Here is a 12,778-nt window from a genome sequence, read left to right as displayed (position 1 = left end):
CCTACGGGCGTCATCGCGCCGGACCGCATCCTGCGCTTAATCGCAAATCCTGACCGCCCTTTGCCGCCAGCCCCTGCCGGTCCATACCCGACGCAGCACATAGCAGGCACTATCGCTACGGTAGGCCCATGGGCCGTACTCGGCATACTCGCCATAGCCGAACGGATAGTCGTAGCCGTCGTCGAATGGATGACCGTAGAGGCGCGCGTAGCCATACCCGCCCGCATAGGCAAACCCGCGAAATCCCGGGGCAACGACAAACGCGCCGCCTGCGGCCGCGATGTCCGGGACGATCATGACCGCCAGGCAAAGCGCAAACAGGGCTGAATGAGCCTTACGCATATTCCGGCGTCCTCGCGCTACCCCGCGGACTGGAATGCTGCGACGGAGCCGTAGCAAGATGGTCGATGAACTGGGCGCCGAACTCGCATCCGATGCGCCATGCCAATCCGTGATCGTGCAATCGCGCGGCAGGGAGCCGACCCCGAATTGAATCTTAGCCGCCCCGTGAGAGGAGCGACGTTCGCTTTTTCGCCGATCCGCAAACACCCGACCCACCCATCCCTTGTTGATTTTGTCTTTCAGCAATCTTATCGAAAATCCGTTGGACTTCGCCTAAGCGACCGGTCCGCAATCGTTGGTTTCCCTTATCGGAAAGTTTACCGCCGCCGCCCGGCAAGGCTTGGCAAATCCCTCTGACCTGTCCGACTGAGGTAAGGTTAAGGATTCTATTAGCTCGAAAGTCGCCCGAAACAGGTACAAAGTGCCAAAATGAGAAGGCACAGCTATCAAGCGCGGCATTGCGGCGATATGTATCGCGATCCTTCAGCAGCGGCATCACGACAGGTTATTCAAACCGACTCAAATCCACACATATTTATCGATGGATTTGTTTTCAGAAGCATTTAAAAATGCGGATCTACCGAAATTACCTGTACGGGAAAGCATCGTATATGGTCACTTTGCATAATCACTTTGCGGAGGGGTTATGAATTTTCAACGCGTCATTGGTCTTGCGGATTACTATTCTCGCAGCAAAGGCAAGTTCTATCCTTGGGGTTTTGCCATGAACGGCATGACCTCCAGATTGGAGGCAACGCGCCAGATCATTCACGTGCTCGCCATTGAAAGAATTGTCGAAACTGGAACGTTTCGCGGCACTACGGCTGAATGGTTTGCCCAATTTGGCCTTCCATTCGAAACAGTCGAACTTGCGGAACGCTATTGGACTTTTTCACGGGCTCGGCTGGCCAGATTCACGAACGCGAAAATTTACTTGCAATCCTCAGTCCCGTTTTTGAAGGAACGGATTGCTCTCGGATCGGTGGAGAAGGACGCACGACAATTTTTCTATCTGGATTCTCATTGGGAAAGTCATCTCCCATTGCGGGAGGAACTCGAATTGATTTTCAATCACTATGCCAACGCCGTCGTCCTGATCGACGATTTCAAGGTCGAGGATGATCCGGGTTATGGCTTCGACCACTACGCGCCTGACGAGGAACTTACCCTCGCCTATGTTCGGAATTCCGACCTCCCGAAACTGTCGTGCTTCTACCCCACAACTCGATCAAAGGAAGAAACTGGCGCAAGGAGGGGTTGGGTAGTCTTGACTTCAAATCCCGGAATGGCCGAACAACTGAGGGCTGTACCCTTGCTGCGAGAATATCCGCTCAAGACATAGATTCGGCCATTTGGGGTAGTGCGTCGTTTCCAAATTGATGTCAGAGCTTATCTGGATGCAAGCACGGATCAGACAAATATGCCGTGTCATTGAAGGCGGGCCGGCGCATCTACGCTGACTGGCTACGTTTCATGCCAACAGGCGCGTGTTCGACAACGACCGAAGGGCGACCAGCCCTACTTCGGACAATAATCACCTCGCCGCGTCAGCCTCCGAGTTTTGGTCTCGTTTTTTTGACGATTTCGATCTTCCCACAGGTAGACCATGGACCGTGCTCACAAGCGCCGCACGGATGGACGGTGCCACAAGGTGGGAAAACGTTTAATTGCCCTTGAAAAAATGATCTAGATTTTGGATCATATCTAGCCACGACAAGTTTCGTCATTCCGATGGAATCATCTCCAGTATTAGGATGGCAAATTGCCCGGCCGAGGCCTGGGTGGTCGAATAGAACGACCTGCCACGAAATTGACTTTCCTGGTTCAAAAATGAACAAAACAGCCTAGAAAACTGATAAACGAATGATTAAAATGTTGTGCGCCGCGGTTGACTTGGCTAGAATTCGCAGATATTAATATCTTATTAAATTCCAGGAGTGAAAAAATGAATAGGCTGCTCAAATTTACTGGCGCTGCATTAATTGGCGTTCTGCTTCAGAGCGGCGCCTCGCAGGCGAATGTGCTTCTAAACGGCGGGTTTGAATCAGGGAATTTCACCAATTGGACGGTGAATCTTGGCACTAGCTATCCTCAGGTCGTTATTGCCTATAATCAACCCGGCGATTATCCCACCGGCGCGTTCGGGGAACCCATCCCCACAGCACCCAACGGTGGAAACTACGGTGCTTACTTCGTTTCGGACACTGCAACCCAATCGATCTCCCAGTCGATCAGCCTGACGCAGGGTCAGAATTATCAAGTAAGCTTCGAGGTCTATTCCCCCAACAACGGCCGGAATAACCCGTTCGATGCTACTCTCCAGTCGAACGTAGACGGAGTGCTCTCCCCGCTTTTCACGGCCAAGACTTTGGCGAGCGGATGGACCCTTTACTCGGCTATTTTCGCGGCCAGTGCCGGTCCGTATACTTTCTCGCTGAATTTCCATGGACAGGGCGTTCCGGCGGCAGACTTTGTGGTCGATAACGCAACGGTGGCGGCTGTCCCTGAGGCATCGACTTGGGCGATGATGATCCTGGGCTTCGTCGGGGTTGGCTTTCTGGCCTATCGCCGCCGGGAAACTTCGAAGAAGATCGGCTTTCGTCTCGCTTGATGATTTCAGCCGTATTTGAGTTGGAAGCCGCCCGATCGGGCGGCTTCTTTTTTGTCCCGCAGCATGATTCTGCGAGGCTAATTCCAGATCTCAGGGCAGCGCCGCGGCTTTTATTTCATTAAATAATTTTAAACATATTAAAAATCAATGCCATTTAAATCAGATTGACGTCCTGACCATGCGCAGAACGGGCTGATCTTGCAGACGATTCCGTAGGGTCCAAGAGTATCGCCGGGGCAAGGCCTCTGTCTCGGAATTCAGAGTTCGATAGAGGTTCAGTCTTCTGGTCTCGATGGAGGGAAACGCACTCCGCGAGCGGAAAAGACAAGTACTGCACTTGCGGTCACGCCGCCGCCGTTCGCGCCAGGAACTGCCCACCACCGCAGTCGAGCGCGAGGATCGACAAGCGAGACCGTTCACCCGAATGTTTCTCCGCGGTAAGGTTAAACAGCCTATTCATTCGCGCGGAAGCGAACGCCATTGCACAAGTTCAACATGAACCGGAAGATCAGGACCAAGCTCATTACGATAGCTGCGTGGGTTGGCATCATCGTGATCGCTTACGCGACGTTGACGCGCGTCGGATTCGTGTACGCGATCTATTTCAAGCTTGCACCGCTCTTGATGGGTCCGGAAATGAGGACCTATGCCCATTTCGAGCATGTCCTAGCGTTCGCCCTGCTCGGCGCGTTGTTTGCCTACGCCTATCCCCACAGGCTGCTGCTGGTTTGTTGTGTGGTGCTCGGCGGCGCCGTCCTTCTCGAACTTGCGCAGACCATGACGCCGGATCGTCACGGGACAATGGTCGATGCGCTGGAGAAAATGGCAGGCGGAGCGGCAGGCATCCTAGTCGCGAGAACCGCCCAGCGGTTACGGTCAGCCAAGGACAAGCCATCCCGAGATTAACATTTCCCGATTTAACTCGCCCGATTCCGAGGTCAAAATGCCGAGTTTCGCCATGCGGAACCGCGAGGCTCATTTACGTGCAACTAAGTGTTATCCCCACCCCAGATTGACTCGAATTTAAAGAACGTGTTTAAGGAAAATACAACCAAAAATAAATGGGGGATGATTATGCGGTTTTCGTCGCTGGGTTTGATCGGTCTGGGGACCGCGCTTGCGTTGACGTCGTTTGTCAGCACCGCCTCGGCCGTCGTCACGTTTAATCAGGATCTAGCATCAGGCTGGACCCAGGGGAGCGGCACCAGCAACGGCCATTTCGCGGTCGACACGGAGGCTGACGGCGTCGAACTCGGGCTACGCGCCTCTATCCGATTTGTCGGGCCGATCACGCCGACAGGAAATCTTTACATTGCTCCGGTGGGGAGCACCCCGCCCGGCAGGGCATTGTGGAATTTCGAGTTTTCGGTCAATCCGGGTTCGCTGCTGGGCACCCATTCGTTGCTGACGATCACCGGTCCCGGAGGGTCATTTGCGTTCAATCCGGCAATAATCCCAGATAATACGCCGCTCGGAGGCCCGCTCTATCAGAACAGCGAAAACCTTGGTTTCGCTTTTCTGGGAGGCCCGATCAGTTTCAATCCCAATGCCTCCGGCATCTACACTTTCGATCTCAAGCTCTTCAGCGCTGACGACCGGCAACTCGGCGACGTGTCGATCCAGGTCAACGCCGTGCCCGAGCCGTCGACCTGGGCGATGTTGATCCTTGGCTTCGCCGGCATCGGCTTTATGACCTATCGCCGGAAATCACGGCCGGCCGTGCTGGCCGCCTGACTCCATCGTCACCAATGAATCGAAAGGCCGCCTTCGGGCGGCTTTTCTGTTGCCCGGCATTAAATCGGCTGCGGTCCCAAAACCCAGACCCACCAAAGGCCGATCGCAAGGTGAGGCCCGAACGAGATCGCCTGCTTGCCGTGCAGGTCATGTCCTTGCGTTCTCAGGATCAGCAAACTGACCAGGGCGGAGACCACCGCGATCAACAGCAGGCCGGGAATTCCTTCCGCGCCGATCCAAAGGGTGCCCGCTGCGACGAACTTGACGTCGCCGAAACCCAGGCCGTCATAGCCTCGCAGCCAGCGATAACCGGCACGAAACAGCGACGCGGCGGCAAAGACCAGCACAGCCTCAAATGCACGCCACCAAAAGTCCACAGGGCCCGACAGATAGGCCTGCAGCGCTCCGCCGGCGGCCAGCGCCAGGACCATGCTGTCCGGAATGATCCCGTAGCGGCCGTCAATGGCGCAAACGGAGGCCAAGAGAACAACGAGGTAGCAGCCCGCGATGGCGGGCGGTGCCCAGCCGGGATCGCCTGCAAGGCTAAAGGCCAACCAGACGGCGCCGGCGATCAGGCCCCATGCCACCACAAGGTATTGCCGCTCCGGCGGCCGCCACGCCAGCGCATCACGAAAAAAGCGGCTGGTGCGATCCAAGGTCTTGCGGAGCGAGCGTATCATCTCCCGCTCGCATGAAGGGGCACCGTCAGCTTCTCGCTTTGCCCCTCCAACACGACGTGCTCGGGGGTCACCGCGGCGACGCGCCAGCCGTCGATTTGCCCATTGAGCTCAACCCACACGCCCAGCGGATTTTGCGTCGTGATCAGGAAGGCCTTCGCCACCCCGTCGCTCATGAATACCCCTTTTAAGGTCATTCCGGAGTCCAAGGTCGCCATCGGCGGGGGTGGCGCGGCGGCCGGCTCGGCCGCGACAAAAACCTGCCGATTCCGCGAGAACAGCGGGCGCTGCACGATATTCTCAAAGCCCGCGGCGGCGCGCGCATCGGAGGCCCTGGCGGCCGGCCCGCTTCTGCCAAACCAGGTCGGGGCCGTGATCGTCGACAGCTCGAGCGAAATCACCGCGCTTAGCGTCATCACGCCAACCAGTCCGATCCAGGCCGCAAAACCCAGGATGAGAACGCGCGTCGCAGGCCGCAGCGCCGTCAATTCGCTCCGGCTGGGCAGGTCGGTCCGCCCGAGCATGGCGGCAAGCCGGGCGGCTACGAATTGCCGCGGAGAGCCGGCCATGCCCGACAGCCGAAGCTGGAGCATTTGCGCGAGCGACGTCATGGCATCCGCTCCGCCGCGACCGATCCGCGGCCGGCTTGCCGGCCATCCATGGCCTGCTCACGCCCGGCGGGCTGCGAACCGTCGCGAATAGCGCCCTGAACCCTGAGCTCCGCCCTGATCGGATCGTCCTCCCCGTCCGCCAGGCTGCGGAACGAAGCCGAAGGGACAAACAACAGCGGCGTCTGGTTCTCGATCGTGAAGATCATGTCCCTGATGGCCTTCAGCGGCCCTTCGAGCTCTACGCTGACGGCAATCATGTGCAATGGCTGGGACCGCCCGCCCTGCAACCCGCGGATAGCAAGCAGATTGACGCCGGCATTCGCCGCCATCGACTTCAGGCTGGCCTGCAGGTCAGCGCTGGCGACGCGCTCTTCGTTGCCGGGAAGGAAGGGATCGCCGGACCGCCCGACACTGCCGGCCGATTTCTTTGCCGTGCGCGTCACGTTCTGGAAATGCGCAAGCTGCGCCGCATTGTCCGAAATCTCTTCGCCTCTATCGGCGAAGTGCGCCATGATCGGTGCAAGGAAGAAAATGACGACAAAGAGTATCGCGGCAGCATTGAAGGCCAGGAACGGCGTCCCGCGCGCCAATTTCAGATTCTGAATCATGGCGCGGTCCGGGATTTTGCGGTCGCCGCACGGGCGCCACGCAGCTTGAACACGATGCTGAAGCGATCCTTGCGCTCGTTCGCATCCGGCGTAATCGCGGAAGTAAGCGTCGCGCCCGAAAACAGCGGCGACTGGTCGATGATGCGAACCAGGCGCGCGGCATCCGCCGAAAACCCTGACACCGTCACCGTGCCGTCGGCGATGCGGGTTTCGGTCAGAAAAGTATGTTCGGGCAGAATACGCGACAGCTCATCCCACACGGCAAGGATGCCGGTGTCGGCCTTCATCGCGAACAAACGCGCCGCGGGATCCAGGCCGTCCCGACCGCTTTGAGCGGACTGCCGGGCCTCGACAAGCGCCGTCTCCAGAGCGGCGGCAACGCTGGACTGGCGCCATTCGAACACGACCAGGCCGAGCAGGACGGCGCCGAGCGCAGCGGCTGCCAGCAGCCGGACCGCCCGTAGCGCCCACGCCGGATCTTCGTCACTGACGGCGCGGAACGTGATGACGGGTACGGCCTCGCCGCCGGCGTCTGCCACCGCCAGACAGTCGACATCCAGCGACGCCAGACCGAGCTCCGATAAAGCCGCCTCGGCGCGATCGCGCCTGATGATCCAGTGACACATCGGCACGACGCCGTCCGATTCCTGGCCCATTGCGGTTGCGGCATGCCAGATGTCCGGAAGCTGGAATGGCGTTCGCCGCAATATGTCCTGCTCCAGGATCTTGGGCAGGGCGCCAAAGGCCGCCTTGGGCACGCTCAACTCGCGCAGAAAGAAAAGCTCGCGCGAAATCACCGGCGCAACCGTCGTCGCTTCCCGCGACACGCCCTGCCCGGCGAGCCACTGTTCGAGTGCGGCCGCATTGAAGTGAGAAAATGGAATGCGGATTTCCGCCGCGCCTACGGCAGACGCCAGGCGGCATGCGACGCTGTCGCCATCCCGCCAAAGCGTGACCTGCGGCCTCGCCTCACCCTCGGCCCATTCGCGCCAGCGCGCGGGAACCGCCTCGCGCAAGCCCGACAGCCACCATTGTGCAAAGCCCTTGCACCACGCCGTGAGGACGTGGAGGCCACCGGAACGGGCTGGCAGATCGGCGACAGGCATGATCGTCACTGGCGTGATCGGGACATTCGATTCGAATGAGGGAAAGCCTATTTACTAATTCTTTACGAAGGGTAACGAGCAGCCGTTCACGAGCTGCGTGAAGCCGCGGGCGGGCCTCAGAGCATGCTTCAACTGCGTCTAATCATTCGTTTACCGTCTTGTTTAGGCGCGATTATTCGAAACAGACATCCAGTCCGGATCATGCGTTGGAGCGGGACGGGTTGGAGCCGTATCGACTCGCCATTGGCGCGAAGCGCTAACGGTCTCGTGTCCCGGACGCAGTGCAGACACCCTTCGGCGGTACACCGCAGGGCCCAGACACAAAATCGCGAAAACAACCCCATGCAAAGTAGGATGGGCCCCGGCTCGCAGCACTCACCCCGCTTGCGTCCCACGCACGAGATGGTCCGTCGTCACAGCCCAACCTGATCTCGTCACGCGCTAGCCCTGACGCAGCGCCACCACGGTGGCGGGCTCGTTACGCCGCTCGTCCTCAAATTCGATCCGGATCGAAACCAGATCCGGCAGCCGCTCGGCGCGAACCCAATCGGCGCGCCAGGCTGGCTTGACCTTGGCATCGACGGTACCGAAATACCCAATGCGAATTTCGCGCACGCCGCTAAGCACCACGACCCGGGTTGCGGCTGGTTCGGGGTTCTCCTTCGAGCGCGCCCCGTTAAACGCCACGAAATCAGCGACGATATCGCCGCCGCTCCGCCGCAAGACGATCCTGTGCGGCCCCCCTCGCAACGACCGCCCCTCGCTCAACCCCACGAAAGAGATTGCCTCGCCGCGACCGTCGAACCCGATGGCGTCTTTTGGGCCTGCACCGTCAGCCCTGACCGGGAGCGCCGACCCCACCAGCGCAGCGACGGTCTGGATCGCGGCACTGGTCTCGCTTCCGATCTCGCTCGCGCGATCGGCGCCGAAAGCCTGCCGCGCCATCGACAATCCGCCGGCCAGAAAGCCGGTCAGGATCGCCAGGATGGCGAGCGACAACAGCAACTCGATCAGCGTCAGCCCCTGCTCGCCGCTCCGGCGCGCAGCGACGCGGGCGATCAGCCGGCTGCGGACCGCGCGCGTCATGGCTTCGCCTCGGTCGCAAGCTTCAACGCCGCGAGCTTGATGGCGGTGCCGTCCGGCGCCTCGACGGCGATTTCAACCCAGAACGACTGCAAGGCGCCGTTTGCAGGCGCAGGCCGGGCGCCTTGCGCCGATCGCGTGTCGCTGGCGGGACGAAGTTCCGTGACGGTCTGCCGCCATCGGAATTTGTTCGCAACCAACCCCTCGCGGTAGCCGGGCGCAAGCGCTTCTGAAATGCCTGCGGCTTCGAGACGGGACTGCGCGACCCTGAGCGCTGCGCGATTGACCTGCGTGCGCGCGTCGGAGCGCATCGCCACCACCACGCCGGTCGATATCGCACCGAGCCCCAGCGCCAGGATGACGAAGGCAACGAGGATTTCGATGAGCGCAAATCCACGCTCGCCACCGCGCCTCACCAACATCCGTCTCGATCGCGCGCCCATCATTGGATCAACCGTGGTTCGCCGGTCAACCAGTTGACGGCGATGCGCGCCGACCGCCCCTCCAGCGTCAGCGCGATCTCGCCGCCGGAGGACTGGCCGTCCGGATAAAACCTGATACCGCCCAAATCGCCGGAGCGCTCGGTCTCGGCAACCACCACCGCGGCAATCATTCCACGCGGCAATGCGTGCATGGAATTCGGCAAGCCGAACCGGCCTTTCTCCACGTCGATCCGGAACAGCGTTTCGGCATTGCTCGACATCGCCTGCGCACGAGCCAGCTGAAGCGTCGCCGTAACGGAGCGGGCCGTGACGGCGACACGCGTGGCCACGGCCTTCGGTTTGGCGGACAGCGTGCCGGCAAGGACAAGCGCGATGATCCCGATGACGACCAGCAATTCGGCCAGCGTGAACCCGGCTGATGATCGTGCGGGGCGTTTCATTGGAACGCGAGATTGTTGATCGACAGCACGGCGCTCATTACGTGCATGATGAGCCCACCGATGCTTCCGCCGATAACAAGCGTCAAAGCCGGCGTCAGCAGGCCGACCATGCGTTCGATGCGCCGCTGCAGGTCGGCCTCGATCACGCTGGCGACCTGAATGAGCATGGGACCGAGCTGACCGGACTCCTCGCCGACGGCTACGAGGCGAAGCGATGCCGGCGGCAACAGGCTGTCCCCTTCAAAGGCGCGGTGCAGCGGCGTGCCTTCCGGAACACGCGTGATGGCGCCCTCATAGAGCGCATTCAGGTGCCGGTTGGTGATGAGCGCACGCGCGGTCTGCATCGCAGACATCAACGGCACCCTTGCGACGAGCAGCGTGCCGAGCGCCCGCGCAAAGCCGCCGGCCTCGCGGTTTCGAATGAGCCCGCCAATCAGCGGCAGCGAGCATTTCAAACGATCGGCACCGAGCATGATCTCGGGGTTTTGCTTCGCCTTGCCCCACAACACGAAACCTGCTGCGCCGCAAAGAGCGACTGCCAGCAGAACCATCAGCCAGTTGTCCTGAACCTCCTCGAAGAAGTGCAGGATGCCCGGAAGCGGCAGGCCGGCATCGACGAAGATCGGCGAGATGCTGGGTATCAGCACGAACACGATGACCACGACTGATACCAGCGACATCAGGATCAGAATCATGGGATAGACGAGCGCGGAAGCGATCTTGTTGCGAATCTCGAGCCGGCGCGCCAGCAATTCGGCGATCTGCTTGAGGACCTGCCCGGTGACCCCTCCGGCTTCGCCGGCGGCCAGAATCGCCCGGTAGTCGGATGGAAACACGTCCGGTCGTTGCGCCATCGCTTCCGAAAGCTGCAGTCCGGCCAGCACGTCCTTGAGAAGCCCGTTGGCGAGGCGCGCGGTTTTCGGCGCAGCGCCCGGCCCTGCGATGATCCGGAACGCGGCATCGAGCGTCAGGCCAGAATTGGTCAGCGAAGCCAGCTCAACCGTGAAGGCCGTCAGTTCCTTCAGGCTGAAGCGATTCGATTGAACGAGCTCCCGTTTCCAGATCGACGCTTCCCGCGACGAGGTCGATGGCGAGCTCGGCCGTTCCGACGTCTGGTCAGCCGCGCCGTAGGTTTCGAACGGCGTCAGCCCGGAGCCGTAGAGCGCGTCAATGGCGGCATCGAGGCCTTCGGCAACGATCGTCCCTGCCGTGACCGCGCCTCGTTCCGTGTACGCCTTGTAGTGAAAAGTTGCCAAGGGCCGGGTTCCCTTTAGGACGCGCGGGTAACGCGAAGGACTTCTTCGAGTGAAGTCTCGCCGGCCCCGACTTTCATCAGGCCATCCTCGTAGAGCGTGTGAAAGCCTGCTTCGCGCGCGATCTGCTCGATCGCACGCTGATCCTGGCTTCTTCTTCCGATCGTTTCGCGGATCGCGTCGTCGATCACCAGTAGCTCCGATATCGTCGTGCGGCCGCTATAGCCGGTATTGCCGCACGCCTCGCAGCCAACCGGCTCCCGGCTGTGCGACCAATCTATTCGTGGATTGCCTGCTATCGCCATCTTGAGCTTGCCGTGTGCGCGCTCGCCGTCGCTGTGCGGTCGCGCGCAGGCGGGACAAAGCTTTCTGACCAGACGCTGCGCCATCACGCCCGCGATCGTCGAGGCGAGAAGGTAGCGTTCCAGTCCGATGTCGATCAGGCGCGTGATCGCGGCAATCGCGCTGTTGGTGTGCAAGGTCGAGAATACCAGATGGCCGGTCAGCGCCGCCTGGATGGCGATGCGCGCGGTTTCGAGGTCGCGGATTTCGCCGATCATGACGATGTCCGGGTCCTGGCGCAGGATCGAGCGAAGCGCCGTCGGGAAGTCGAGACCGATCTGAGGCTGGACCTGGATCTGGTTGATCCCGGAGAGCTGATACTCGATCGGATCTTCCACGGTGAACAGCTTCAGTTCGGGCCGATTGAGATCCTTCAAGGCGGTGTAGAGTGTCGTCGTCTTGCCGCTGCCGGTCGGGCCGGTGACCAGAATGATGCCGTTCGGAAGCGCCATCAGGCGCTGAAGGCATTCCTGCGTCCTGCCGTCGAGCCCGAGCTTGGTGAAGTCCAGCTCCACCCGGGTCCGGTCGAGAATTCTCATCACGACGCTTTCGCCGAACACCGTCGGCAAGGTCGAAACGCGGATATCGATCTCGACGCCGCGCACCACGGTCTTGATGCGGCCGTCCTGCGGTAATCGCCGCTCGGCAATGTCAAGCTTGGCCATGATCTTCATGCGCGTCGTCAGCGCGGCCCGCAGCGTCGCCGGCACGAGGCGCTCCTGCTGCAGGAAGCCGTCGATGCGGTATCGAACGGCGACGGCATCGCGTCCGGGTTCGATATGCACGTCGGACGCGCCACGCTCGACGGCCCTTGCAATGATCTGATTCACCAGCCGGATGACCGGCGCTTCATTGGCGATATCGCGCAGCCGCTCGACGTCGAACTCGCTGCCGTCGTTGCCTGATGTCGCGAGGCCGTCGGTTTCCTCAGGCTGCGCCTCGGACGCTGCGTCCTGATACAGCGTCCGCAAGGCACGCTCGATTTCCGCCGGCGCGATCACGGCGAGATCGACGTGCACGTCGAGCATGTAGCTGATGGCTTTTACGGACTCATCGACAAAGGGATCCGCGGTCGCGATCAACAGCCGCCGGCCGTCGAACGAGATCGGCAGGATCCGATTGGTCTTGAGGAAAGAGAACTGCAACCGATCCGCCAGAACGGGCCGGGCCGGGAGATCCACAGGTTCGATCAGCGGCAGACTGCAATAGGTGGCGTAGGCCAGACAGAGGTCGGCCTCGGAAATCAGACCGAGTTTGACCAGCACGAGATCGAAACGCTCGGAAGCCGCTTCGGCGGCCCGCCGGGCCCGGCCGACGGCGGCGGCATCGACCAGGTCCCTGCCGACCAGAAGATCGGAAAACGCCTGCGCGAAGCCGGCGTCTCTCGGCCTCGGCAACTCCGTTCCCCGGCTTGGCGGTGCAGCCGGGCGCAACAATTGCTGGATATCGAATGACATTCGCGCGCTCGGCGGTCTCGCGGGTTTTCCGTCGGCGCGATTCTAGGAGGTTTTGATTAACACAAGCTGTT

General features: G+C 60.7%; 13 protein-coding genes and 1 pseudogene. 4 read left to right on the top strand and 10 right to left on the bottom strand.

Going from position 1 to position 12,778, the window contains the following annotated elements; genetic code table 11:
* Positions 1-36: 36 nt before the first annotated feature.
* Positions 37-342, bottom strand: a complete 306-nt coding sequence (locus V1293_RS33295; RefSeq protein ID WP_334515688.1) for a hypothetical protein — start codon at positions 340-342, stop codon at positions 37-39.
* A gap of 646 nt (positions 343-988) precedes the next feature.
* Here V1293_RS33295 and V1293_RS33290 point away from each other — a divergent pair.
* The 4 genes and pseudogenes from V1293_RS33290 to V1293_RS36280 form a co-directional block, all read left to right on the top strand.
* Positions 989-1,684, top strand: coding sequence for a hypothetical protein (locus V1293_RS33290; RefSeq protein WP_334515686.1), 696 nt, complete (start codon positions 989-991; stop codon positions 1,682-1,684).
* A 603-nt stretch (positions 1,685-2,287) separates the two neighbouring features.
* Complete coding sequence (locus tag V1293_RS33285) at positions 2,288-2,953, top strand: carbohydrate binding domain-containing protein (RefSeq protein WP_334515684.1); 666 nt, start codon at positions 2,288-2,290, stop codon at positions 2,951-2,953.
* Positions 2,954-3,448: 495 nt separating this feature from the next.
* Positions 3,449-3,859, top strand: a complete 411-nt coding sequence (locus tag V1293_RS33280) for a VanZ family protein (RefSeq protein WP_334515682.1) — start codon at positions 3,449-3,451, stop codon at positions 3,857-3,859.
* Between the two features lie 726 nt (positions 3,860-4,585).
* Positions 4,586-4,687: pseudogene (locus V1293_RS36280) on the top strand (PEPxxWA-CTERM sorting domain-containing protein); the annotation flags it as partial.
* Between the two features lie 59 nt (positions 4,688-4,746).
* On the opposite strand, the gene V1293_RS33270 reads toward V1293_RS36280, so the two are convergent.
* From V1293_RS33270 to V1293_RS33230, 9 genes are all read right to left on the bottom strand, one after another.
* Entirely contained in the window at positions 4,747-5,367 is a 621-nt protein-coding gene (locus V1293_RS33270; protein WP_334515679.1) for an A24 family peptidase, read from the bottom strand.
* Complete coding sequence (locus V1293_RS33265; RefSeq protein WP_334515677.1) at positions 5,364-5,975, bottom strand: hypothetical protein; 612 nt, start codon at positions 5,973-5,975, stop codon at positions 5,364-5,366. Before V1293_RS33265 ends, V1293_RS33270 begins: the two co-directional genes overlap by 4 nt.
* Positions 5,972-6,583, bottom strand: a complete 612-nt coding sequence (gene gspM / locus V1293_RS33260) for a type II secretion system protein GspM (RefSeq protein WP_334515675.1) — start codon at positions 6,581-6,583, stop codon at positions 5,972-5,974. Before gspM ends, V1293_RS33265 begins: the two co-directional genes overlap by 4 nt.
* Entirely contained in the window at positions 6,580-7,689 is a 1,110-nt protein-coding gene (locus V1293_RS33255) for a PilN domain-containing protein (RefSeq protein ID WP_334515674.1), read from the bottom strand. The genes gspM and V1293_RS33255 overlap by 4 nt, the downstream gene beginning before the upstream one ends.
* A gap of 441 nt (positions 7,690-8,130) precedes the next feature.
* Positions 8,131-8,775, bottom strand: a complete 645-nt coding sequence (locus V1293_RS33250; protein ID WP_334515672.1) for a prepilin-type N-terminal cleavage/methylation domain-containing protein — start codon at positions 8,773-8,775, stop codon at positions 8,131-8,133.
* Positions 8,772-9,194: a type IV pilus modification PilV family protein gene (locus V1293_RS33245; protein WP_334515670.1), complete on the bottom strand. Its 423-nt coding sequence runs from the start codon at positions 9,192-9,194 to the stop codon at positions 8,772-8,774. The genes V1293_RS33250 and V1293_RS33245 overlap by 4 nt, the downstream gene beginning before the upstream one ends.
* A 20-nt stretch (positions 9,195-9,214) precedes the next feature.
* Positions 9,215-9,655 (bottom strand): GspH/FimT family pseudopilin, encoded by a 441-nt coding sequence (locus tag V1293_RS33240; protein ID WP_334515669.1) that lies wholly within the window; start codon positions 9,653-9,655, stop codon positions 9,215-9,217.
* On the bottom strand, positions 9,652-10,911 hold the full coding sequence (locus V1293_RS33235; RefSeq protein WP_334515668.1) for a type II secretion system F family protein: 1,260 nt from the start codon (positions 10,909-10,911) through the stop codon (positions 9,652-9,654). Before V1293_RS33235 ends, V1293_RS33240 begins: the two co-directional genes overlap by 4 nt.
* 14 nt (positions 10,912-10,925) lie before the next feature.
* Positions 10,926-12,707: a GspE/PulE family protein gene (locus tag V1293_RS33230; RefSeq protein ID WP_334515667.1), complete on the bottom strand. Its 1,782-nt coding sequence runs from the start codon at positions 12,705-12,707 to the stop codon at positions 10,926-10,928.
* Positions 12,708-12,778 lie beyond the last annotated feature (71 nt).

Origin of the sequence: Bradyrhizobium sp. AZCC 1693, from assembly GCF_036924745.1 — a bacterium.
In the GTDB taxonomy this organism is placed as follows: Bacteria; Pseudomonadota; Alphaproteobacteria; order Rhizobiales; family Xanthobacteraceae; genus Bradyrhizobium.
Note: the sequence above shows the minus strand (reverse complement) of the source record. Positions and strands in the feature narration are given on the sequence as shown.